The following is a 25,274-nucleotide window of genomic DNA, read 5'->3' as shown; positions in this document are numbered from 1 at the left end:
ATGAGAGTAGGGCTTATCTTTGAGGGAACATATCCTTACGTAACTGGTGGTGTTTCAAGTTGGGGAAACACTTTAATAAAAAGTATGAAAGATGTTGAATTTTGTGTCATTCATATTGGAGCTACTCCAGAAATAAGAAAACCAAAATATTTGTTTCCAGAAAATGTTGTAGATTATTTTGAATATTTTTTGTTTGCAAATTATACTATTAAGTATAAGAGGAAAATTACTAAAGATTTTGGTAATAAATTAAAAAATATTTTAAGATACCCATTTGATGAAAAATCTATAGCTGAAAATTTATATGATCTTTTCCAAAAATATAATGATTATGATTTTACAAGTATTTTAAAATCAAAAATTTATTGGGATGTAATGTTAAATTTCTACAAAGCATATATACCATATGAAAATTTTACTAACTATTTTTGGACTTTGCAATCAATGTTGTTACCTTTTTTGAATTCAATGACGGTTGACTTGCCAAAATGTGATGTGTACCATACTATAACTACAGGATATGCAGGAATTGTTGCAGTTATGAATGGGATAAAAAATAATAAACCTGTTATATTAACAGAACATGGAATTTATCATAGAGAGCGACAATTAGAAGTATTAAAAGCAGGATGGATAAAAGATGAGTATAGAATAGCATGGATTAAATTATTTAACACAATAAGTGCTCTTGTATATAAGGGTTCTAAAAAAATAACAACCCTATTTTTAAAAAACCAATTTTTTGAAAAGGAATTATGTAATGATACAAATAAGATGTGTATTATACCGAATGGTGTTGATTATGACAAATTTTCACAGCTAGAATATAGAAAAGAAAAAGATCCGTATATTGTTGGATTAGTAGGTAGGGTTGTTGAAATTAAAGATATAAAAACTGCAATTAAAGCTGCAAAGATGGTAAAAGAAAAAATACCTAATTTTAAATTATTAATAATTGGACCAATAGATGAAGAACCCGAATACTATAATGAGTGTCTGGAGATGATTAAGGTTTTTCAATTAGAAAATACAATAGAGTTCACTGGAAAAGTTAATGTGTTAAAATATTATACGAATATCAACACGCTGCTTTTGTCAAGCGTTAGTGAAGGACAACCTTTGGTAATATTGGAAGCATTTTCAGTCGGAATTCCTGTAGTTGCAACTGATGTTGGTTCATGTTCTGAAATGGTTTATGGAACAAAGGAAGATATTATAGGTAATGCAGGAATCATTGTAAAACCAAAAGATTTTGTGGGATTAGCTAACGGCTTGATAAAATTATATGAAGATGATGAATTTAGAATTAATGCATCAAGAATAGCAAAAATCCGTGTAAAAAAAAGATATAGATTAGATCAAATGATAAAAAATTATAAAGAATTATATTTTTCGGTGGTGGAATGAAATGGCTGGGGTTGGTTTTAGATTAACTAAAATGTTTCACGAAGGTGGTGTTTCAACCGATCTATTGGCTGTAGCATATTCTGTTATAATCTCTTCTGGTCCTTGGATAATTACCACATTATCATTATGGATAATATTAAATTTATTTAAAATAACAAATCTGTATTTTAATGTGGCTATTGTATATTCCTTCGTTATCTCTATTATTTTTTCCGGATTATTTGTTATGTTTGAATCGAGAAGAATTTCTGATTTAATTTTTTTGAAAAAATATAAAAAAATTTTACCTGAAGTATTGGGAATGATTTTATATAGTTCGTTGTTAATGATCTTAGTTATAATGATTTTTTTTACATTTAACAAAAATGAAATATGGTTTGAACTTTCATTTATTTATTTGTCTGTTTCATTATTAACGTTATGGTTAATTTCAGTTTCTTCTGTTTCTACCGATGCTGTTAATTGGTATATACTTGCTTATGTTATAATGGCCTTTTTTTCAATAATTTTATCTAATTTTCTTGGAACTGAAGAAAATCCAATAGGTTATATTTTAGGATATGCATTTGGAGTAAATATTGGAACATTTGTTCATTATTTAATTACCTTAATATATTTCGGTGAGGAGACTAATATTTCTTTTGAATGGACAAAAGAAATAAATAAATATTGGCAAAATATTTTCATTGGTTTTACATATTATTTGGCTTTATGGATTGATGATTTCGTAACTTGGAATTCTAAAGAATTTGGTGAAATGCCTTTAAATGGATTTCGCTTTTCATATATATATGATAGTCCTATGTTTTTAGCTTATTTAACTATAATACCGACGGCAACAATGTTTATATTGGTTTTAGAAACACGGTTTTATAAAAAATATAAATTGTTTTATAATTCATTAATTGAAGGATATAATTATTCAGAAATAGAAATAAGGAAAAACGACATGGAAAAAGAATTAAACTTTGATATAATATTGACAGTTAAAGCACAAATGCTATTTACATTTTCTTTATTTATATTAAACGAATTGAATCTTTTACCTTTTGTCCCTGAAATTTTTAAATCTATTTTAAGATTGGGATTAATTGGCGCAATGTTAAACTCTTTTTACTTAATGATTATGTTGCTATTGTTGTATTTTGATTTTAGAAATTATGCATTGTTATTAAATATTTTTGTGTTTGTAATTAATTTTATTTTAAGTGTATTTTTCATAAAAAAATTTGGGTTTTATTCTTTAGGTGCAAGTTATTCAATTGCTTTTGCTTTAGGAGTTTTTTTGGGATACAAAATATTATTCACGAAAATTGAAAATTTAATACAAATAGAATATTATAGACAAAAATTATTGGTAAAAAAAGGATTTTACATTTATTATAGGGATATAAAAAAATTAATGGAGGAAAAATAATGAAAAAACTTTTTTTAATAATTCTAATTTTTTTTACAACTATTTCATTATTTCCTCAAAAGAATTTACTTTTACTTTATAAGAGCTCAGAAGAATATGGAGAATATATGTTCAAATACCATGTAATTCCTGTTTTGGAAAAATATAAAATAAATTATGAATTGAAAAATGTAGAAGACTTAAATTATTATAGAATTGATAGCAATAAGTATTTTGGAGTAATTAGTTGGTATTATTCTCCAGTTTTAAATAATTCTCATTTATATTTAAGGCAATTAGCTTCTTTTGTAGAGAATGGCGGTTTTTTCTTTTTCTTTAATAATTTGGGTGTCACATCTGATATTAGAGAGATAAATAATTTATTAAATAAAATTGGTATGCATTATATGTATGGATATAAAGAATTGGAAAAATATGAGATAAATTATGAAGATGAATATTTTTTAACTATACCATCATCAACTATAAAACAGCCAGTAGAAAAGTATAACATTTTTGGTGATGAAGATGTAATATTATCTTATGAAGTAAAAGATAATATATATCCTATGATTGTTTTATCGGATAATGGAGGAGGGGCTCTTTTTGGAAGTTTTATAGATAAAAAAGGTAATATTATTTTAAATATTGAAAAGCTAATCTTAAAGTTATTAAACAGAAAAGTTGGTGTGGAGAATAAGGTTTTAATTATAAAAACAAAATATGATAATGAGAGGTATCTAAAATCACAAAAAGAATTATATAAAATATTTGATTATGCTAAGATTAATTTTGAAGCGATTAATGTAGATGATTTTTATAATTTATCCTTTATAGATTTACTTCCATATAAATACATAATATGGAATACAGATGCGAAATACGTTAAAACTAAAACAATTAAAAGATTTATTGAAAATGGCGGTTCTTTTATATTTTCCACGATATTAAATAACACTCCATGGAAAAGTAGCATAGAAGAAAATAATATAAACATCACAAAAATAATATTTTCAAATAAGCTTTTTCCAATAGGAAATAATAATAATGGTGAAACTATACTTAAAAGATATTATAATTTATCTTTTGATATACAACTTACAGAAGAAGAAACGATTTTAGCTTATTTAAGTAATGAAAATAATGCGGAAATTCCAATCATATGGTATAAAAAAGAAAAAAGTGGTTATATTGGTTATATATATCCAGATATAATTTTAAAGGAATTGAGAGGGTTAATTTTACAAACAATTCTTGAGATGCAAGAAGTATCAATTTCCGGTATATTAAATTCTTTTATTTTTTATATAGATGATTTCCCTTTGCCTTCCTATAATATTGAAAAAAGCGATAATAAAGGTAATAAAATTACAGATGATGAATATTATTATAATATTTGGTGGCCGGCAATAAAAAAATTTGCAGAAAAATATAATATAAAATATACAATAGTCACACCTTTAAGTTATAATGGTTCAAGTGTTCCACCTTTTGAATTTACAGAGTTTTTTATTAGTAAAAATAATAATCCGTATAAAACTATGAAAGAAATTGATAATTCAGAATTTGAATTGGGGTTACATGGATATAATCATAATTCATTAACTAAAGATAGATGGGCAAATTCGGAAAATATTATTTTAAGTTTAGAAGCAACCAAAAAATTTCTCAGCAAGATATTGGGACATCCTATAATAATAAGTAGTTATGTTGCGCCAAACAATTTAATTGATGATTTTGGAGCTAAATATTTATTAAAATCTCTTCCGACTATAAAAACAATTGGAACAAGTTATGAAAGTAAAAATAATTTTTCTGAATATTTAATTAAGGATAACTTTGTATTAGTTATTCCACGTTCTACTTATGGATATTATCCTTTAAGTAGAATATATTTAACCACAATAAATACTTTAGCAAATTTTGGTTCTTTCCAACATTTCATACATCCAGATGATTTGTTTGCGGAAGATAGGAATCCACAAAATAAGACATGGGATGAAATGTATTCTAATTTAGAAGAATTTTATAATACAATAAAAACAAAATTTCCATGGCTTAGAAATCAAACAGCATCTGAAGCATACCCATATTTCTTTGATTATTTAACACAAAAAGTTAAATATTATTGGAAGAATAATATTTTAGAGATAATTCTTCCTGATTCATCATTGTTTCCAAAATATTTTATGATAAAATCAAAGATGGCGATAAGAAAAATTAGTGGTGGAAGAGTTATTCATTATTATCGCAAAAATAATTTGTATATTCTTGAAATGAAGAATAATATTATGAAAATAGAGTTTTTGGGTGTGGTTCAATGAAAGATGGTATAAGAAAAGTAATGCTAAAAAAAAGAATGAGTTTAGAAAAAGATATGTATGATAGATACAGCTATTTGATAAGAACGAATATTTTAAAATATATAGAAAATAGAAAATTTAAAAGTATAGCTATGTATTATCCATTTAGAAAAGAAGTGGATTTGTTAAATTTAATTGATTTATTAAAAGATAAGGATATATTATTTCCTAAAATAAAAGGAAAGGATATGTATTTTGTAAAAATATCTTCTTTTGATGAGTTTGAAAAAGGAAAATATGGTATAATGGAACCTGTTGGAGAGATTTATAATAAAATAATAGATATATTTTTAATTCCAGGAATAGCATTTGATGAAAGATTGTTCAGGCTTGGATATGGTGGAGGTTATTATGATAGATATTTTTCAAAATATAAAAAAGGCTTATTAATTGGAACAGCTTTTGATTTTCAGATATTAAAAGATGTTCCAACGTATAATCATGATATAAAAATGGATGTTATTATTACAGAAAAAAGAATTATAAAAGGTGATAATTTATGAAAATAGGATTAGTTCAATTTAGACCAGAGCTCTTTCAAGTAAAAGAGAATGTTGAAAGAGGTATAAATTTAATAAAAAATGTAAATGCAGATTTATTTGTTTTTCCTGAATTAGCTTTTACTGGTTATACTTTTAATACCAAAAATGAAGTAGAATGGGTTTCTGAAAATAAAAATGGTTTTTCTATAAGAGCATTTAAAGACTTTGCAATATCTAAAAAAACAAATGTGGTTTTTGGATTTGTAGAAAAAGAAGAGAATTTATTTTTTAATTCTTCCATATTGATAAAAAGCGATGGAAGTCACAGAATATATAGAAAAACACATTTGTTTTATGAAGAAAAGTTGTTTTTTGAAAATGGGAATACAGGTTTTTGGGTTGAAAATGTAAATGGAGTAAAAGTAGGTCTAGCTATATGTTTTGATTGGTTTTTCCCAGAATCTTTTAGAACATTATCTTTAAAAGGAGCTCAAATAATTGCGCATAGTGCGAATTTAGTAATGCCATATTGTCAGGAAGCTAACAAGATAAGATCTTTAGAGAATAAAGTGTTTATAGTTACTTCAAATAGATGGGGTGAAGAAGTTAATGTTTTAAATTCAAATGAATTTACAGGAATGAGTCAAATAACAAATCCAAAAGGGGAAGTAATAATAAGATTTCCAAAAAAAGGTGATAAAGTAAAGGTTGTAGAGATTGATCCGGAAGAAGCATTAAACAAAAAATTAAATAAATATAATAATATTTTTGATGATAGAAAACCAAATTTTTATAAGGAGAGATAAAATGTTTTTATCAATAGGTGAAGTATTAATTGATATGATTACGCAGTCTAATTCTTTAGAAAATGCAACCGTTTTCCAAAAGTTTTTTGGCGGTTCACCGTCTAATATTGCAATAAATATTGCTCGTCAAGGAATAGAGAGTTATATATTATCTACTGTTGGTAAAGATCCTTTTGGGAAATATATAAAAGATTATTTAAATGAAAAAAATGTAAAAATAGACTATTTAAGTGAAAGAGAGGATGTATATACGGATATAGTTTTTGTAAATAAATCTGAAAGTACTCCCGAATTTAAAGCTTACAGAAGCGCATCTTTAAAATTAAGTATTCCACAAGACTTGAATATAAATAAATTTAAAATTATACATATTTCCTCATGGGCTATTTCTGAAACAAAACAACTTGAAAAAATATTAAATTTAGTTGAACTGGCAAAAGAAAAAGGTATTAAAATAGGTTTTGATCCAAATTATAGAAAAGTGTTATGGAAAAATAATTATACTATAATAGAAGTTTTGGAAAAATTAGGTCCATATATTGACTTCATAAAGCCTTCTTTAGATGATGCAAATAATATTTTTGGTGAAAGATCTTTGGAGGATTATGTGAAATATTTTAAGAATTTTGGAATAAAAAATATTCTTTTTACCTTGGGAAAAGATGGAGTTTTAGTTTATAATAAAAAATATGAAATTCATCTTTCAACATATGCTACAAAAGTAGTTGATGTTACAGGTGCAGGCGATGCAGTGTGGTCAGGGTTTTATACTGGTATAATAAATGACCTTGAAATATTAGAATCTACAAAGTTGGGATTGGCTTTTGCAGCAGAAAAATTAAAATATTTAGGAGCAATAGCACCATTAAGTGATTGGAGAAAAATAAGAGAAAAATACAGGTGATAATATGGAAAAGTATATTATTATTATATTTTTGATAGCAATAATAAGTAGTCCAATCTTTTTTACGTTATTTATTGAAAAGGTTGAAGTTCCAGTTATATATCAATTAACACATATCAATTTAAATAATATTACTATTTATTACAAACCAAAATTTTTAGTAATTGATTATTCAAAAGATGGAAGCAAAGAAAATGAATTTTCGTTTTCTGAAATTCAAGGATTAAATGAAAAAGGGATAATAACCTTGGCATATCTAAGTATAGGTGAAGCTGAAGATTATAGATACTATTGGCAAAATAAATGGTATGATGATCCACCAGGTTGGTTGGATGGTGAGAATCCAAATTGGCCTGGGAATTATAAAGTGAAGTATTGGGATAATGAATGGAAAGAAATAATTTTTAATTATTTAGATAAAATAATATCTCAAGGATTTAAGGGTGTTTATCTGGATTTAGTAGATACTTATGTGTATTGGGCTGAAAGAGGTTATGATAAAGAAATAACAGCATCAGAAATGATAAAATTTGTTATAGAAATAGCAAAATATGCCAGAAAAAAAGAACCTGCATTTTTAATTGTTCCCCAGAATGCGGAAAATATATTGGAATATGATTATAATAATGAATATTTAAATACAATTTCCGGTATAGGTGTAGAAAGCTTGTTTTATAAAGGTGAAAATAAAAGATCTAAAAAATATATTTTTAATAGATTGAAATATATATTAACAATTAAGAATTCTGATAAATTTGTGTTAGTAACAGATTATATTTATGATCCAGGAAACCCTAATGAAGAAAAGATATTTGATTTTATTAATTTATGTAATAAATATGGATTTTATGGTTATCCAGCTAATAAAAATAGAAAGTTAAACGACATATCAAAAGCATTAAAATATTTTAAAAATGAGGTGAAAAAGTGAGGATAGCGTTTTTTAATCCACAGGGTAATTTTGATAAAAATAATTCACGATTGACGGAACACCAGGATTTTGGTGGACAACTTATTTATGTTAGAGAAGTAGCTAAAGAATTATCAAAGTTAGGAGTGTTTGTAGATATTTTTACAAGAAAAATAGATGATGAAAATTGGCCAGAATTTAAAGAAAATATTGATTCTTATGATGACACTAAAAATCTTAGAATTATTAGAATTCCATTTGGAGGAGAAAGATTTTTAAGAAAAGAATTACTTTGGCCTTATTTAAAAGAATTTGCTGAAGGTATTTTTAAATATTATAAAAACATAAATCAAAAACCGGATTTTATTACGACACATTATGGGGATGGAGGAATTACTGGAGCTATTTTTGAAGAAATAACAAATATTCCTTTTTCATTTACAGCGCATTCTTTAGGGGCACAAAAAATAGATAAACTAGGTGTAAATATACATAACTTTGATAGTTATGATAGAGAATACAATTTCTCTATAAGGATTCATGCCGAAAGAACTTCTATGAACCGCTCAGCATTTAATATTGTTAGTACTAATTTAGAGCGTTTTGAACAATATGCACATCCATTATATGAAGAGGCAATAGATATTAATGATGATAATAAGTTTGAAGTGATTTCTCCAGGTGTTAATGTAAACATATTTTCTTCAGAAAAGAAAGAAATGGACAAAGAATTCTGGCAAAAAATAGAAAAATATTTATCAAGAGATATAAAAGAAAAAAATAAGCAATATATAGTATTGTCAAGTAGGGTAGATGAAAAAAAGAATCATCTTGGAGCTATTAGAGCTTATGCAAAATCAAAAAAGCTTCAACAAATAGCTAATCTTGTAATATTTGTTAGAGGATTAATTAACAGTTTTGAAGATATAAACAAATTATCAGAAAAAGAGCAGAAAATAATAGATGAAATAAAAAGAATAATAGAAGATTATGGATTAAAGGGAAAAGTTTCATTATTTGATGTTCCGGGACAGGAAGAATTAGCAAGTGCGTATAGATATTTTGTAAAGAAAAATTCGATATTCGTTTTACCAGCATTCTATGAACCGTTTGGATTGGCTCCAATAGAAGCAGCAGCAGTGGGATTGGCTATTGTAGCTACAAAAAATGGTGGGCCAATGGAAGCTTTCGATAGAGGGAAATATGGAGTTTTGATAGATCCATTTGATGAAAATAATATAGCAGATGGAATGATTGAAGGATTAGAAAATTTTAAAAAATATTCCGAATTGGGTAAAAAAAGAGTTATTGAGAATTTTACATGGGAAATTACTGCAAAAAAGTATCTTGAAAGAATAGAAAAATATTTGAAAAATCCTATCAAAAAAATCAATTATTTGGAGATTCCAAAATTCTTTTTTAATAAAGAAAAAAATATTGATAAAAAAATAATTTTAGAATATTTACATAATAAAAATGCCCTCTAAGGGCGTTTTTTATAAAGAAGGGAGCCCCATATAGGGCTCCTGGGAGTTTTAGGCTTTAAAAGCCATTACTCAATGGTTTGGTGGAGACGGCGGGAGTCGAACCCGCGTCCGAAAGTAGAGTAAACCGGACGTCTCCGAGCGCAGCCTGTGTTTTGTTTTTTGCTTAATCTTCTCCCACAGGCAGGATAAGATTAAGCTATCTCCCTAATGTTTCCCCAAAAACCCGGGAGAAAAGTTTTTGGGTAAGGGTCATAATTATGACGCCCTATTCAACCATTTGACCCAGAACGATTGAAAGGACGGCTGCTAATTAAATTAAGCAGCTAATGCGTAATTTTCTTCGGCAATTCTCTTTTTTGACCGATTATTTAACGTGGGAACAGTCTTCCACGGCTCGCTTTCCGACTTACTCTACCCCCGTCGAAACCGTTTCGTCCCCAGGCTTTTTAGATTATAACATAAAAATATTTTTTTTTCAACTATTTAGACGCTGGTTTTAGTAATAAAGTTTAATTGTTGATTATTACTTTTTTTTGAATTATGCTATTATAATTGTAATATTTTATTTCAGTGTCAAAAATAAATTCATTTGGAAAATTATCATTTATAGAGATTTTAAATCTATTATTTTTAATAAGTATTTTTTTGTTTTTATAATAAATAAAAAAATTATCAATATATTCATTTTGTGAATTTAAAAAAATAATATTGGGTTTTTTTATTTCAAAAACAGCATAATTACCCTCTTTTCCTAAATATGTTATATCAAATTCAATCTTTTCTATATCTTTTGGATTATTTTTTACTGTAATAGTTTTTATGCCATTTATGTATTTTCCGTTTATGTTAACTTCAAAGTATAAATTATACATTCCACTTTTTTTAAAAGGATCCAAAATCAATGTGTTATCTAAGTAAGAATATTTTATTTTTTTATAATCGCCTAAAAATTTGAAATTAATGAATTGTATATCAATATTTTTTATCATGTTTGAATATTTATCAAAAACTCTAATATTTCTAATTTTTAATATTTCTTGATTATCTGTAAAAATTATATCCTTATTAAAATCAATGTTGACTTTATAAGGTTCATCTGGATATATATCTAAAGAGATTTGTTTAATCAAATTCTCACCATTAAAAATATTAATTTTATAATTTCCTGTTTTATATATTATTGGCAATATTAATTCAATTTCTCCAAATGCATTAGTTTTTCCAGCATAAAATTTCTTACCATCGTTAATGTTATAATAAATATCAACATTTTCTGAGGGGAAATTTTCTGATTTTGCTATGAGTTTAATTTTAATTTTTTTTCCAGCAGTTGCTTTTATATGGTTCTCGCTTTTAATATAAGATATATCGTCTTTTCCAAATTTTAAAAGAGGGATATTAAAACCTATTCCAAGTATTTGTTTTAAATTTTTGTTTAGATAATAATTTAAATAAAAATGAGAATAATTCATTTTTATTCCGAGAGAAAACTCTGAGGTGTATTTCAAATAAGGTTCAATATATATTTTTCCAAAAGAGGCAAAGGTTGAAATAATACTAGAAAATTGCAAGTCATTTTGGCTTCCGATTTGTAATTTTAAAGGGATATTTCCAAAATCATATCCTAAATATAAGGAGTGAATATTTGTTAATGTGGAGTTATTACCGTATTCCCAAAAGTCATAATTGTATTCTATATATATATTGTTTACACGTCCAAAGGTTAAATACGTTATAAAGATGATTAAAATAAGAAATAAATATTTTTTCATATTATCCTCCAATCTATTCTGGTGTAATCCATCCTAATAATTTTGAATCTGTTTTTATGATGTATGAATTTCCATTGATTTGATCTTTAAATGATTTAGTCTTTCCAAATATTATATATCCATTATCAGATGTTTGTATTATACCTTTTGCAAAATCTTCGCCATTCCTACCAAATGTTGCTTTTTTGGTGATATTTATATTATTATCAGTTTTTAACAATTCAATATTTCCATCAAGTGTATTTAATAAAATTATATATCCGTCAGAGGTTTTATTTATCTTTGCGATATTTGTTTCAAAGCTATTTTCATAGATAGGAGACCACAATTCATTTAACCTATAATTATATTCTTTTACAATTAGATCATTATTTTTAAATCCTAATACAATAAAACTATCGTTACCTTGTATGATATCGACTAAAGTATCAACACTATCAATATTTTTTTCATCTTCAACTATAAATTTTTCATCCATTTTTATCAAATAACCTTTATTATCTAATGTCCCACATATAATATATTTATTATTTCCATCATTATCAACTATTTGTATACCAGCATTTAACTCAGAATTATTATAATAAAGAGAATTTAAAATAGTTGATCCAGTAGTAATATCGATTTTTGAAATAAATGCATTTCCCGAATTATTACCAAGAACTAAATAATCATTATTTGGTAGTTTTATGAAATCTTTAATAGTTGTTGCTGGAATATTGGTTGATGTTGAACCATTTAGGACTAAATTGTTATCATATTCTTCGAATGAGATTTTTCCATTACCAATTCCTATTAATAGAATATCTGAATTATTATCAAGGAAATATGGTGTAATATTAATTGTACTGGACGAATTTATAGTTGTTTCAGTTCCGATTCTGTCTATTTTTGTTAGATAATATGTATTATCTTCTTTTTGAATAAATACAAAATCATTCGTTGTAAATTCAACAAGATCTATAATAGATTCGATTTTTTCAGAACTACCTTTTTCAATTGTGAATATATTTGTATCAGGATTTTCAGTTGTGAAAGAAATAGTAGCTTCACTTGAATCATTTTTTTCATCAATAGATCTAACCTTCCAATAATATGTTGTATTTGGTACAAGTCTTTCAGCATAGTAATTTGTTTGTATAGTATTATATAATTCTGTACTATAAGATGAGTCATCAATAGATTTTAACAAATCATATGTAATATTTTGCCCTTCTGGATCAGTTGATTTCCATGAAATGGAAGCTTCTAATCCATTAAGTAATGTATAATTTATTTCAGGTAAATCTGGTGGTTTATTAACGTAGAAGTTCAATATTTCCGATTCAGTTATTCCTCCATAGGAGTCTTTAGCAATGACTTTCCAATAATATGTTTCAGAATTTAGTAATATATTATATGTATTATAGGTATAATCTGTTGCTATTTTTGTTAGATTTGATTTATTATTACCCAAATATATATCATATTTTAATATATCATTATCATTATCATGTGCAAACCATCTTAAAGTTAAATTTTTTTCTATTCCAGGTGAATTATTTTCGGGATAAAATCTTGAATTATCAAATTCTGGAATGGCATTTGTTTTAAATTGTTTAATTTCAGAAGAAGATTTTCCACCTTTATTATCATATGCAATTATTTTCCAATAATAGATTTGATTATTATCTAAATTATTTAAAATATAATTATTTGAGTCAGTTGTTCCAACTAAGGTTAAAGAATTTTGTAATTTTCCAATATAAATTTCATAAGACAGGTTATCACCATCAGGGTCGTAAGCATTCCAAGATATTTTATCTCCATTTTTAAAATGATTAAAACTATCTGGTATTAAGGAATTATTATATATTATAGGATTTTGTGTTGTTGTGAAATATATTTCTGTAGAAGAATTACTTCCTTTTGTATCTTTAGCTGTAAGTTTTAATATGTAATTGGAATTAGCTGTTAATGAAAAAGTGTAAGAGTTATTTGTTGTATTAATATCATTTTCTAATTCACCACTTTTTATTAACTGAATATTATAGCTTAATATATCTTCATCAGGATCATAAGCATTCCACTCTAACGTTAAATTTAATGCGATATTTGTAGAATTATTAGACAAATTCACATAAGTTATTTCTGGTTTTTGTGTTGTTGTAAATTTTCTTATTTCTGATTCAGTAATTCCATGCATTTCATCTTCAAAATGGATTTTCCAATAATAATCTTTTCCAGGTAATAAAGGTTCTTTTAACGTATATTCACTGGAATTATTAGCGTTTGATATATATTCATAATTGTTTAAATTATTTTCTGATTCCCCAAAATAAATATAACCATTAAAAGTAGAAGAATCTAAATCTTCAGCAAACCATATTATTTTTGGTGTTAAAGATACATTAGTTTCACCATTACGTGGAGAAAAATCCTGTAGTATAGGTGGAATATTAATATTTAAATTGATATGTTCACTTTCGCTATAAAACCCTTTGTTATTATACGCTCTAACAAAAATATCATATTTTCCGCCTTCTGGGATATTTATTATTGCATAAGTGTCCGTAATATTAGTTTTAATAAGAGATTCTTCATCATTTGATTTTTTGTAAATTGCGTATTGGGTAATGTCAGGAACAGGATTCCACAGTATTTTCAATTTATTAGGGTATTTTTCTTCACTAAGTGTATATTCTTTTGTTGGTTCGTAATAATCATAAATATTAGTTATATCTGGATTTGTATTTGGAGTAGTACCTGTACTGAATGTAGCCTCTTCAGAAATAGCAGTAGCAAAATTGCTATCCATTACTACTATTTTCCATGAATATATGGTGTTTGGAGCTAATTCTGATAAAACAAAAGTACTGTTGGACGTAGTTCCAACTTCTGTGTCATTTAAGTATATGTAATAAATTAGATTATCATTATTTGGATCGTTAGCATTCCAATTCAAAGTAACTGTTGCATCCATATCAGATTGGGATAGTGGGAAAATTAATGTTATTGTTGGTTGCTGTGTTGTTTTAAAAGTTTGTGTAGCAGAAATAGCAGTAGCAAGATTGCTATCCGTTGCAATAATACTCCATGAATATTCAGTACCCGGTGTTAAATAGTCTGGAATTTCAAAAGATGTTGATTCCAAAGAATCATAGGTCATCAAAACTCCAGAAGAGTTAATATTTAAAGTATAATTTAAAGCATCATTATCTGGATCCGATGCATTCCATGAAAAAACAGGTTTTAAAGATACGTTATTACTGTTATTATTTGGAATTGTAGGTTCAATATTAGGTTTATTTGTGGTTACGAAATAATTTATTCCGCTTGTTTCAGATGCATTAGCAGAATCATATGCGATAATTTCCCATTTATATCTCGTTTCAGGAAGTATATAATTTGAAAAATTAAAGGAATTATTTGTTGTAGTTGCTATTAAAGACAATTCATCAGAATCTTTTGAGAAATAGACTTTATAAAATGAAATATTATCATCCTCAAAATTCCAGATAAATGATGGTTTTAAACTAATATTTGTAGCATCATTTTCTGGTGAAATACTTTTAAAAATAGGCTTTTTATTTGTAGTGAAAAATGCAATATCGCTTATAGAAGTAGCATTATTTGAATCAATAGCTTCTATTTTCCAGAAGTATTTTTTATTATATTCAAGGTTATGAATAATATAATAGTTTTTATTTGTTTGATCTTTAAAAGTTAAATTTGTGGAAGATTCGCCAAAATAAACATTAAAATGAACACCATCATCTGGATCAAAACCTTCCCAAGTTAATGTTACAGTATCGGTTGGGATATTTATTTCATTATTTGGATGTAGATTATAAGGTTTTGATGGGGCTAAATTAGTTCTAAATTTAATTGGTTTTCCTATGACAAAATTCCCTTTTCCATCATCAACATCGACTCTTAATGCATAAAATGTGTTTTTTTCTAAAGGAAATAGTGATAAAGGGAAATAACGATTATTAGTTGTCTTTTGGAATATTGGTTGTTCTGAAAAGTCTACATAATCGATATTTGTATTTTCATCTATTTTTTTTAATGTTATAGTGAATGTTAAAGGATCATTATCTAAATCTGTCGCTTCCCAAGTGATTGTAGCCTCAGTTGTAACGCCAACAGCAAAATTTTCAGTTTCTAATGTTTTTTTAGGATAAGTTAATTCTATTTCTGGTTTGTAAGATGTGGTAAAAGATAATACCGGACTACTAATGTTATTTCTAACATCAACAACTTTCCAATAAAATGTCATTCCTGAAGGTAAGTTTCTTAAAGTATAGTTTTTTTCCGAAAGTTCTCTTTGCATATAGTAATTCCCGTCATCAGTGAAATCTTGATTTGGGGAAAATATAAATAAATAGTTAGAATCGAATGTATAATTCCAACTAAAGTTTATTTCACCAATAGGAATGCTTTTTGAATTATTTGAAGGTAAAAATCCATAAAATTCAGCATCAGAAACTTGAATATTAACATTTTTTTCTGAAGCAACATTTAAATTATCATATGCTATTAACTTAAAATAATATTTTTTTCCATATTCTAAATTATATATCGTAAAAAAATTATTTAAGCCTTCATATATTTTTTTTGAATCAGCAAAATCTGAATTATTTGATTGGTATAATTCATATTTTTTTATTCCATCTCTGTCAGTAGCTTCCCAGGATAGTTGAAAATGATCGGTATATATTGTATTTTTTGTTATATTAAAAGAAATTTTTGGAATATCCGTTGTTTTAAATTCGTATAAATTCGAATCAGTATAAGCACTACCTTTTATCGATCTTATTTTTAAATAATAGATTGTTTCAGGTTCTAAATTTTTTATAGTAGCATATGTATTTGAAACAGAAATTTTGCTTGACAATGCATTTGGGGATTTTCCATAATAAACTTCAAAAGTATATCCTTCCGGAGACACATTTTTTTCAAGTATCCAGGATATATCGATTTTTAAAGGTAAATTTTCTAACATATTAGTTTTTGGATATTCTAATATGGGTTTAGGCGGCTTTATATTAAATATACATGAATTTAGTATTAGTAAAACAATAATTAGCAACATGTATATTAATTGCTTAAATAATATTATTTTATTCATTTTTTTAAGTTTTTTTATCATTCTATCACCCCATTTTATTATTCTATATGAGGGGCACTAATTCTTAATTTTTAGAGATAAAAAACAACAAATTTTCTTTTGGTATAACTTTGCCAGCAGGGTAATCTTTACCCTTTAATAACTCTTTTAAGAGCTTTGTTTTTTTCTCGCCATTGATCAAAAAAATTACATTTTTACTATTATTTATGGTTTTATATGTGAAAGTAATTCTGGGGACATTGGGATTTGCATTTTTCGGAAATACATAATCAATATATTTATTATCTGAAATAGCAGTATCTGGAAAAATAGAAGCAGTATGTCCATCATTTCCCATGCCCAAAAGTATTAAATCAAAAGAAATGTCCATATTTTTTTCTTTAAAGAAATTCAATATAAGTTTTTCATAATCTTCTGCACATTTCTCAATAGGAGTAATTTCTGTTTTTATTCTAAAAATATTTTCTTCAGGAATATTGATTTTTGAAATTAAATTTTCATATGCCATTTTATAATTGCTATAATCATTATTTACAGGAACATATCGTTCATCTCCGAAAAATATATAAACTTTTGACCAATCTATTCTTGAATAATATTGTGAAGAAAGAATTTGATATAATAGTTTCGGAGTGTTACCTCCCGCCAGAACTAACGTGAAAAAATTCTGTTTTTTAATGTAGTAAGAATAAAAATTGAAGATGCTTTTTGCAACGTCAAAGCTCAGGTTATTTAGATTTTTGTATTCAAATATTCTCATAAATTCCTCCAATTTCTATTATCTTTTTCTATTAATTCAAACGCTTCTTTTGGCCCCCAACTTCCCGAAGGGTAGTAGAATAAATCATCGCTATTTTTCCAGTATTCTAAGATAGGAGTTACCAATTTCCAAGATTCTTCCATAACATCATTTCTTACATAGAGTGTTTGATCTCCTAATAATGCATCTAATATAAGCCTTTCATAGGCATCTTGAGGTTCGAAATCAAAAAAATTTTTATATTTAAATTCCATATTTAATGTGTTTATACAAATCTTTGAACCAGGTTGTTTCGCTTGAAGAGTTAACGTGAAACCTTCGTCTGGCTGAATTCTTATAACAAGAGAATTTGGTTCTATTTTTACAGGATGAAAATCAGAAAAAATGGAATGAGGTACATCTTTAAAGATAATAGCAACTTCTGAAATTTTCTTTTTTAACCTTTTACCAGTTCTTAAATAGAAGGGTACGCCACTCCAGCGCCAATTATCTATATACAATTTTGTGGCTATAAATGTTTCTATTTTAGATTTTTTACCAACTTCATCAATATATGAAGTTTTAAAATCTCCATCCACATAGCCTTCAGTATATTGTCCTCTGATTATTCTTTTGTGTATTTCTTTTACATTATAGGGACGTATTGATTTTAAGACTTTTATTTTTTCATCATGAATCATATCAGAATCAAGAGAAGCAGGAGGTTCCATTGCTATCAATGTAAGTAGCTGTAATATATGGTTTTGGAACATATCTCTTAACAATCCAGTATTTTCAAAATATCCAATTCTATTTTCAACTCCAAGTGTTTCTGATACTGTTATTTGTATGTGGTCAATATATTTATAATTCCATATCGGTTCAAAAACAATGTTTGCGAACCGCATCATCATCATATTTTGAACAGTTTCTTTTCCGAGATAATGGTCTATTCTATAGATTTGACTTTCCTTTAAATGTTTTTGTAATTCGTTATCTAGTTCTTTTGCTGTTTCTAAATCTTTTCCAAACGGTTTTTCTATTATAACTCTTGAATAATTTTTATTTTCTATAGTTAAATTAGATTTTCCTAAATGATTTATAATAGGTAGATAAATATGAGGTGGCGTTGCAAAATAGAATAAAAGATTATTATTTGTATTATGTTTTTCATTAAGGCTTTTGATTCTGTTTTTTAATTCAGAGTATAAACTGTCATCATTATAATTACCCGATAAAAAATATGCATGATTTATAAATTTATTTATGAGAATTTTATCATATGAATTATTTAGGCTTTCAAGTATTTTATGTCTAAATTCTTCGTTTGACATTTTTGTTCTTCCAATACCAAGTAAATAAAAATTGATTAGTTTTCTGTTTTTGAATAGCTTAAAAATTGAAGGTATTAATTTTCTAAAGCTTAAATCTCCAGAGGCACCAAATATGATTATACCAGCTGGAGAAGGTGTTGGATCATCACATAATTCAACATATGTACCTAATTTATTTTCAACAAAACTCATTGTTTCACCTTCTATACGTTTCATCAGGATTTGCTGGTTTTACTTCACCAGCACCAGCAATGTTTTCTTTCACATCTTGTTCTTTTTTGTAAACAGCATGTCCACCAAATTCTTTTCTTAAAGCAGCAACAACTTTGTCTGAAAATACATCTTTTTGTCTTGATTGAAATCTCTTAAATAAAGAGTTTGAAATTATAGGTATAGAAACACCCTTTTCTACAGCTTCTAAAACGGTCCAACGTGCTTCGCCAGAATCTTCCACATAGCCTTGAATATTTTCTAAATCATCATCATTTTTAAATGCATTTTCAAGTAATTCTAAAAGCCATGATCTAATAACACTACCTTGATTCCATAAATGAGCAATATCATGTAAATTAATATATTTTCCGTATTGTGAAGCTTTTAATAATTCAAAACCTTCACCATATGCTTCCATTAGTCCATATTCAATTCCATTATGTATCATTTTTACAAAATGTCCCGCTCCGTTTGGACCACAATATAAATATCCATCTTTTGGAGCTAATGTTTTTAAAATAGGCACAATATACTCAAATATTTTCTTTTCACCACCAACCATTGTACAATATCCTTCTTTAAGTCCCCAAACGCCACCTGAAACGCCCGCATCGAGATAATGAATACCATGATTCTTCAATTTTTCAGTTCTACGTAAGTCATCTTTATAATAAGTATTAGCACCATCGATAATAATATCTCCTTTCTCCAATAAAGGAATTAGAGCATCAATATTATCATCTGTAATTTTTCCAGCAGGCAACATCAACCAAACAATTTTTGGAGTGTCTAAATTTTTAACAAATTCTTTTAAAGAATAGGTCCCAATAGCACCATCCTTTTCTAATTCTTTAACTTTTTCTTTAGTTCTATTATAAACAACAACGCTATGTCCGCCTTTTAATAATCTTTTTGCCATATTTTTTCCCATTCTACCTAAGCCAATAATACCTAATTTCATATTTTCACCCTTTCATTATAATTTCCATTTAATTCTTTTATTAAATTGTAAAACTTTGTCAGTAAATCTTCTTAGTAATTTTTTCATTAGGGCATATCAATATTTTCTTATGATAATTATATCATAATAAATATGACAAAAAATATACACTTTAAAATTGGTTGGTTAATTTAGTAATAATAATTTTTTTAATATATCTCTATATTCTTCGTTAATAATAATTTTTCCTTTTTCTCCAAATAATATTCTTTCTTTGTTTGTCGGAGAATTTCTTGAAATTGCACTAGTAAATGCAGAAACTGAACGCGTGTCCCTTAAATTTAAATCCTTTATTATTTCTTCTTTGGAACTTTTTCCTTTTTTCACCATATATTTCAAAAATTCTCTAGTAGAATCAGTTAATGAATTAATTAAGCCCTGTAATTCTTGTTCTTCCCATTTTTCCTCTGTAATTTTTGAGTTTCCGATAAGTTCTTTGAAAACTCTCAATCTTTTTGAGATGTCTTGAGATAATATTCCGAAAAGATATTCTGTTGGTAAGTTACTATAATCAATTAAATCAAGTAATTCTTTTAATATATTTTCCATTTGAATAATATTTTTATCGAAAATATCAACAGAGATATTTTCATTACCATACATTAAACTTTTCTTTTCAATATCAACTGATATTCGTAATCGATTAAATAATGATATAATAAATAAAGAAAGGAATTTTTCTTCTACTACTTGAGGAAAAGATTCTGATTTTAAGAAATCTAAAATTTCATAAAAATCTGATTTAGAAGATAGTTTATCAAAAATTTCAGTTTTTAGCTTATTTTCTTCATTTAATATATTTTCACCTAAAAATGAATACAATGTTTTAAGAATTTCTTTATACAAAATAATCACCTCTTTGTGTTTTATAACTTTAATATATATTATACCAAAAAAAGGAGTGTTTATATGCAACAATATATAATTGTAAATGAAAAGAATTATTATAAAAGATTGGATAAATTTTTGAGGAATAATTTTAGTGATTTGAAATTAGGTTTTATATATAAGCTTATTAGAAAAGGTTTTATTTATATTAATGGTAAAAGAATAAAAAAGCAAGATTTTGAATTAAATATTGGAGATAAAGTAGAGGTAAGATATAAAGGACCATTTGAGGAGAGAAAGAAAGAAAATAAGATTTTACCAAGACCTTTAGATTTTGAGATAATCTTTGAGGATAGAGATATAATTTCTATAAACAAACCAGCAGGTATATCAATTCATCCTGGTAAAAATGAGGAAAAGGTTACTATAATAGAAGGATTATTATACTATGCGAAAGGTAAATTTGAGCCACATCTTGTTCATAGACTTGATAAACATACATCGGGTGTTTTAGTAATAGCAAAGAGTAAGCAGGTAGCAAGGGAATTAACAGATATTATAAAAGGCCGAGATATTATAAAAAAATATCAAACTTTAATAATTGGAAAATTAAAAGGAGAAAGGAAAAAATTAGAAAGTTTATTTGAAGATAAAAAAGCAGTGTTATACTATAGTATATTAAATAATTATAAAATAAAAAAAATAGATTTAACGCTGGTAGATATAGAATTAAAAACAGGAAGAAAGCATCAAATTAGAAAGCAATTTGCAAATATGGGATTTCCAGTTGCGGGAGATAATAAGTATGGAAATTTTGAAATTAATAGAGATTTAAAGAGATTAATAGGGTTGAAAAGATATTTTCTTCATTCATATTATTTAGAATTTAGATATAAAAATAAAAATTATTCTTTAATTTCGAATTTAACGCCAGATTTGAAGAAGGTTTTAGAACGACTGGAGGGGTAATTTTTTGAAATTATCTAAGAAGATTTTATCACTTGCTATTATTTATTCTATTTTTTTGTTTATTAACATTTCTTTAAATGATTATCTATTTCTTCGCAATGGATATCATATTATAAATAATGAAAAAATGCAAAAAAAATCCATTAATATTGATGGAAAATTAGTTGATATATATGAATACCAAAATTTTATATTAATAAGCGAAAATTCTACAAATATTGAACTAAATGATTTTAAAAAGATTATAAGCAATTACGATAGAATAATAATTGCAGAGTTCTCAGATTTTGGATATTTGTTTGATAGATACAAAATTTATTTAAATGATGATGAATTAAAAAAAATTAGATATGCCCATTATATAAAGCCAAGAGAAATAGATAAATATAATATAAATCAAATAGAACAACGATTTTGGAGAGCTTTTAATGAGAGGCGTATTAACATTTTTTATATTCCAAATCATAGTAAGAGGGGAGCTATAATAGAAAATATAAAAATGAGAATGAAAAATTACAACGAAACGATCCCACATTTAAAAAATAGTAATCCATATGTTCCCTTAATTTCAGTTTTAGTTATTTCACTATATATTTCAACTATTATGCCTATTTTATCAATTTTATATGTCTTGATATACTTCTTTTTAAATTCATGGTCTTATGTTTTTATAGGCATCATCTTTTCTTTTATATCATGGATAAAATGGAAGAGATATAAAAAATTAGGGTATTTGATTCTACTCAATATTATCTTTGGTGTTTTAATATATGGAAGTGGATATACATACTTTTTTATATATAAAATTTCTGTAATAAGGGGTGTAAAACTAATTCTTATAACTTTGCCGTTTGTTTTATTTCTTGTTCAAGTGAAGAATTTCAAATTGAATAAAAAAGATATTATTTTATCAACCCTTTTTTTAGGAATAATAGCAACATATTATATATTGAGAAGCGGGAATTTTGGGTTTTCATCGATGGTTGAAAGAAATATTAGAGATTTTTTAGAACAAACATTGTATGCAAGACCTAGATTTAAAGAATTATTTGCATATATTTTCGTGTTTTCTAATCCACCAACAAAATTCTTTAAAATATTTTGGAATTTAGGACAGTCTATTATTATAGTTTCTATATTAAATACATTTTTGCATTTCCAAACGCCAATTTATTTAGGTGTGTTAAGAACAATAAATGCTTTTGTTATTTCCTGGATAATATATAAATTATTTATATTATTTAAAGGATGGATATATAAAAAGTGAATTTAGACTGTTGATATTGGAAATAATAATGGAATTTTCTTTATGTAAATAGAATTCTATAAATTTAAAGAAAGGAGAATACATATGAAAAAAGTTGAATTACTGAATTTTACAACGCTATATAGGTTTGGAAAACCATTTGAAACAGAAGCAACTGTTATAGAAAAGAATTTGCTGGTTTTTAATAAAACTAGTACAATTGAATTTTTTGAAATTAATGTTTTAAGTGACAAAACTATTTTGACATTTAAATTAGAGGATAAAGACAGAGTATATGGATTAGGTCAAACGCTTGGGGGATTAAATAAAAGAGGTAAAAGATATAAATTATACGCTACGGATGACCCCTTACATACCCCAGAAAAAGAATCATTATATGGTTCTCATCCGTTTTTAATTGTTTCAGAAAAATTTGGATTTTTTATTGATTATCCATCTGAAATTATTTTTGATATAGGTTATACCAAATTTAGCAAAATGATAATAACTGTACATTCAAAAGATTTTGATTTATATATTTTTAATTCAAAAAATAATTTAGAAATAATTCAAGAATATTTAAAGTTGACAGGAACGCCATATATTCCGCCAAAATGGGCATTTGGCTATCAACAATGTAGATGGAGTTATCCTGATGCAAAAACTATTAAAGAGATTTCTGAAAATTTTAGAAAAAAAGAAATTCCATGTGATGCAATATATATGGATATTGATTATATGAAAGATTATAAGGTATTTACTGTAGATGAAGATAAATTTCCAGATTTTAAAACATTTGTTTCTGAAATTCACGCAAACGGTTTCCATCTTATCCCTATTTTAGATCCTGGTGTTAAAATAGAAAAAGGTTATGAAATATATGATGAAGGAGTTAAAAATAATTATTTTTGTAAAGATAAAAAAGGTGAAAACTTTGTTGCGACAGTTTGGCCGGGATATACACATTTTCCTGATTTTTTAAATCCAGAAGTAAGAAAATGGTGGGGAGAAAAGTATAAACGTTTTTTTGAAATGGGAATTACGGGTTTTTGGAATGATATGAATGAACCATCTATATTCTTTGTTCCGGATAATTTAAATGAATATTTTGAAAAAATAGAAAAATTGAAAGAAAAAGAAATTGGGTTGGAATTTTTTATGATTAAAGATGAAGCGGTGAATTTATCAAATAAAAGGGAATATTATGAGAGTTTTTATCATGAAACACCATATGGAAAGTATACAAATGATGAACTTCACAATTTATATGGATATTATATGACAAAGGCAACAGTAGAAGATGGATTTAATAAATATATATCAAATAAAAGATATTTGTTATTATCAAGGAGTAGTTATTCAGGACATCATAGAATTGCAACGATATGGATGGGGGATAATATGTCATGGTGGGAACATATGATTGTGAATATACAAATGCTCATGTCTCTTAATATGGCGGGATTTTTCTATACCGGTGCTGATATAGGAGGTTTTGGAGCAAATGCTTCGCCAGAATTAATTATAAGATGGATGCAATTAGGGGTGTTTTCGCCATTATATAGAAATCATTCTGCCATTGGAACAAGACAACAGGAACCATGGGCATTTGATAATTATATAGAAGAAATAATGAAAAATACTATAAAGTTAAGATATGCGCTAATACCATATTTGTATTCCGAGTTTTTTAGCTCTGTGGAAAAATTAAAACCATTTATCTCACCAATATTTTTTCATTTTGATGATGAAACATCAAAAAATATTGAAGATCAATTTATGGTAGGAGATTCTATAATGGCAGCACCTATTATTAAGCCTAATGCAAGAGGAAGGTTTGTTCATTTACCTGAAGTTAAATGGTTATATTGGAAAGCTTCAAAGGTGGAGGACAGAGAGATTAAGGTATATGATTCCGGAGATTATTTTGTAGAATCAAATTTGAATGAGATTCCTATTTTTATAAAAGAAAATACATTAATAGCTTTAAATGAAGAAAATATAAACTATGTTAATGAAAAAAACATAAAAGAATTGACAATTATAGGTTTAGTAACAGACAAAGCAGAATTTGAATATTTTGAAGATGATGGGGATACATATAATTATAAAGATGGAAAATATACAAAAATAAAAATTAAGGTTGTAAAAAATAATAATGATTATGAATTTGAAATAAAAAAAGATGAAAATGAAGATTTTATTTCAAGTATTGAAAAAATAAAATTTGAGATTTATGATGAAAAAGGTAGTAAAATAAATAAAATAATTGAATTATAATTAAAACAAAAGCCCCCTTTAATTG

At 26.0% G+C, this 25,274-nt stretch carries 17 protein-coding genes and 1 other RNA gene; 11 read left to right on the top strand and 7 right to left on the bottom strand.

What is annotated here, in order from left to right:
• Genes pelF through BUA62_RS00190 form a run of 8 tightly spaced genes read left to right on the top strand, consistent with a single transcriptional unit; the run spans window position 1 to window position 9,755 of the window.
• Window positions 1-1,407: a GT4 family glycosyltransferase PelF gene (gene pelF, locus BUA62_RS00225; RefSeq protein WP_072862179.1), complete on the top strand. Its 1,407-nt coding sequence runs from the start codon at window positions 1-3 to the stop codon at window positions 1,405-1,407.
• A 1-nt stretch (window position 1,408) separates the two neighbouring features.
• Window positions 1,409-2,824: an exopolysaccharide Pel transporter PelG gene (gene pelG / locus BUA62_RS00220; RefSeq protein WP_072862177.1), complete on the top strand. Its 1,416-nt coding sequence runs from the start codon at window positions 1,409-1,411 to the stop codon at window positions 2,822-2,824.
• On the top strand, window positions 2,824-5,127 hold the full coding sequence (locus BUA62_RS00215) for a DUF2194 domain-containing protein (protein ID WP_072862175.1): 2,304 nt from the start codon (window positions 2,824-2,826) through the stop codon (window positions 5,125-5,127). Before pelG ends, BUA62_RS00215 begins: the two co-directional genes overlap by 1 nt.
• Window positions 5,124-5,669, top strand: a complete 546-nt coding sequence (locus tag BUA62_RS00210; protein ID WP_072862173.1) for a 5-formyltetrahydrofolate cyclo-ligase — start codon at window positions 5,124-5,126, stop codon at window positions 5,667-5,669. Before BUA62_RS00215 ends, BUA62_RS00210 begins: the two co-directional genes overlap by 4 nt.
• Window positions 5,666-6,454 (top strand): nitrilase-related carbon-nitrogen hydrolase, encoded by a 789-nt coding sequence (locus tag BUA62_RS00205; protein ID WP_072862170.1) that lies wholly within the window; start codon window positions 5,666-5,668, stop codon window positions 6,452-6,454. Before BUA62_RS00210 ends, BUA62_RS00205 begins: the two co-directional genes overlap by 4 nt.
• Window position 6,455: 1 nt before the next feature.
• Window positions 6,456-7,358 carry a carbohydrate kinase family protein gene (locus BUA62_RS00200; protein WP_159429478.1) on the top strand — a complete coding sequence of 301 codons (903 nt, stop codon included), beginning with the start codon at window positions 6,456-6,458 and terminating at the stop codon, window positions 7,356-7,358.
• Between the two features lie 4 nt (window positions 7,359-7,362).
• Window positions 7,363-8,289, top strand: a complete 927-nt coding sequence (locus tag BUA62_RS00195) for an MJ1477/TM1410 family putative glycoside hydrolase (protein WP_072862166.1) — start codon at window positions 7,363-7,365, stop codon at window positions 8,287-8,289.
• Window positions 8,286-9,755, top strand: coding sequence for a glycosyltransferase (locus BUA62_RS00190; protein ID WP_072862164.1), 1,470 nt, complete (start codon window positions 8,286-8,288; stop codon window positions 9,753-9,755). The genes BUA62_RS00195 and BUA62_RS00190 overlap by 4 nt, the downstream gene beginning before the upstream one ends.
• Before the next feature lie 78 nt (window positions 9,756-9,833).
• Here the strand turns inward: BUA62_RS00190 and ssrA are convergent.
• From ssrA to BUA62_RS00155, 7 genes are all read right to left on the bottom strand, one after another.
• Window positions 9,834-10,194, bottom strand: a transfer-messenger RNA (tmRNA) gene (gene ssrA / locus BUA62_RS00185).
• Window positions 10,195-10,264: 70 nt separating this feature from the next.
• Window positions 10,265-11,527, bottom strand: coding sequence for a hypothetical protein (locus tag BUA62_RS00180; RefSeq protein ID WP_072862162.1), 1,263 nt, complete (start codon window positions 11,525-11,527; stop codon window positions 10,265-10,267).
• A gap of 13 nt (window positions 11,528-11,540) precedes the next feature.
• Window positions 11,541-16,661: a fibronectin type III domain-containing protein gene (locus tag BUA62_RS00175; protein WP_072862160.1), complete on the bottom strand. Its 5,121-nt coding sequence runs from the start codon at window positions 16,659-16,661 to the stop codon at window positions 11,541-11,543.
• 43 nt (window positions 16,662-16,704) lie between these two features.
• Window positions 16,705-17,400 carry a 6-phosphogluconolactonase gene (pgl, locus tag BUA62_RS00170; RefSeq protein WP_072862159.1) on the bottom strand — a complete coding sequence of 232 codons (696 nt, stop codon included), beginning with the start codon at window positions 17,398-17,400 and terminating at the stop codon, window positions 16,705-16,707.
• On the bottom strand, window positions 17,397-18,905 hold the full coding sequence (gene zwf / locus BUA62_RS00165; protein WP_084670623.1) for a glucose-6-phosphate dehydrogenase: 1,509 nt from the start codon (window positions 18,903-18,905) through the stop codon (window positions 17,397-17,399). Before zwf ends, pgl begins: the two co-directional genes overlap by 4 nt.
• A gap of 4 nt (window positions 18,906-18,909) precedes the next feature.
• Window positions 18,910-19,887: a phosphogluconate dehydrogenase (NAD(+)-dependent, decarboxylating) gene (gnd, locus tag BUA62_RS00160; RefSeq protein WP_072862157.1), complete on the bottom strand. Its 978-nt coding sequence runs from the start codon at window positions 19,885-19,887 to the stop codon at window positions 18,910-18,912.
• Window positions 19,888-20,052: 165 nt separating this feature from the next.
• Window positions 20,053-20,772, bottom strand: a complete 720-nt coding sequence (locus BUA62_RS00155) for a hypothetical protein (protein WP_072862155.1) — start codon at window positions 20,770-20,772, stop codon at window positions 20,053-20,055.
• A 63-nt stretch (window positions 20,773-20,835) separates the two neighbouring features.
• Between BUA62_RS00155 and BUA62_RS00150 the strand changes: the two genes are divergently transcribed.
• The 3 genes from BUA62_RS00150 to BUA62_RS00140 all read left to right on the top strand — a co-directional run bounded on the left by BUA62_RS00150 (window position 20,836) and on the right by BUA62_RS00140 (window position 25,249).
• The gene (locus BUA62_RS00150) at window positions 20,836-21,723 is read left to right on the top strand and encodes an RluA family pseudouridine synthase (RefSeq protein WP_072862153.1); all 888 of its coding nucleotides are present in this window, start codon (window positions 20,836-20,838) and stop codon (window positions 21,721-21,723) included.
• A gap of 4 nt (window positions 21,724-21,727) precedes the next feature.
• A complete protein-coding gene (locus tag BUA62_RS00145; RefSeq protein WP_072862151.1) occupies window positions 21,728-22,990 on the top strand; it encodes a DUF5693 family protein in 1,263 nt (420 codons plus the stop codon).
• 84 nt (window positions 22,991-23,074) lie between these two features.
• Window positions 23,075-25,249, top strand: coding sequence for a TIM-barrel domain-containing protein (locus tag BUA62_RS00140; RefSeq protein WP_072862149.1), 2,175 nt, complete (start codon window positions 23,075-23,077; stop codon window positions 25,247-25,249).
• The last annotated feature ends 25 nt before the right edge of the window (window positions 25,250-25,274 follow it).

The sequence above is a fragment of the Marinitoga hydrogenitolerans DSM 16785 genome (genome assembly GCF_900129175.1).
GTDB lineage: Bacteria > Thermotogota > Thermotogae > Petrotogales > Petrotogaceae > Marinitoga > Marinitoga hydrogenitolerans.
The sequence above is the reverse complement of the archived record's forward strand: the minus strand, read 5'-3'. Positions and strand labels throughout refer to the sequence as shown.

Coding starts and splice junctions, on each gene's coding strand:
- BUA62_RS00140 (WP_072862149.1), top strand. CDS start 23,075: ATGAAAAAAGTTGAATTACTGAATTTTACAACGCTATATAGGTTTGGA.
- zwf (WP_084670623.1), bottom strand. CDS start 18,905: ATGAGTTTTGTTGAAAATAAATTAGGTACATATGTTGAATTATGTGAT.
- BUA62_RS00205 (WP_072862170.1), top strand. CDS start 5,666: ATGAAAATAGGATTAGTTCAATTTAGACCAGAGCTCTTTCAAGTAAAA.
- BUA62_RS00210 (WP_072862173.1), top strand. CDS start 5,124: ATGAAAGATGGTATAAGAAAAGTAATGCTAAAAAAAAGAATGAGTTTA.
- BUA62_RS00200 (WP_159429478.1), top strand. CDS start 6,456: ATGTTTTTATCAATAGGTGAAGTATTAATTGATATGATTACGCAGTCT.
- BUA62_RS00150 (WP_072862153.1), top strand. CDS start 20,836: ATGCAACAATATATAATTGTAAATGAAAAGAATTATTATAAAAGATTG.
- pgl (WP_072862159.1), bottom strand. CDS start 17,400: ATGAGAATATTTGAATACAAAAATCTAAATAACCTGAGCTTTGACGTT.
- BUA62_RS00195 (WP_072862166.1), top strand. CDS start 7,363: ATGGAAAAGTATATTATTATTATATTTTTGATAGCAATAATAAGTAGT.
- gnd (WP_072862157.1), bottom strand. CDS start 19,887: ATGAAATTAGGTATTATTGGCTTAGGTAGAATGGGAAAAAATATGGCA.
- pelF (WP_072862179.1), top strand. CDS start 1: ATGAGAGTAGGGCTTATCTTTGAGGGAACATATCCTTACGTAACTGGT.
- BUA62_RS00180 (WP_072862162.1), bottom strand. CDS start 11,527: ATGAAAAAATATTTATTTCTTATTTTAATCATCTTTATAACGTATTTA.
- pelG (WP_072862177.1), top strand. CDS start 1,409: ATGGCTGGGGTTGGTTTTAGATTAACTAAAATGTTTCACGAAGGTGGT.
- BUA62_RS00175 (WP_072862160.1), bottom strand. CDS start 16,661: ATGATAAAAAAACTTAAAAAAATGAATAAAATAATATTATTTAAGCAA.
- BUA62_RS00215 (WP_072862175.1), top strand. CDS start 2,824: ATGAAAAAACTTTTTTTAATAATTCTAATTTTTTTTACAACTATTTCA.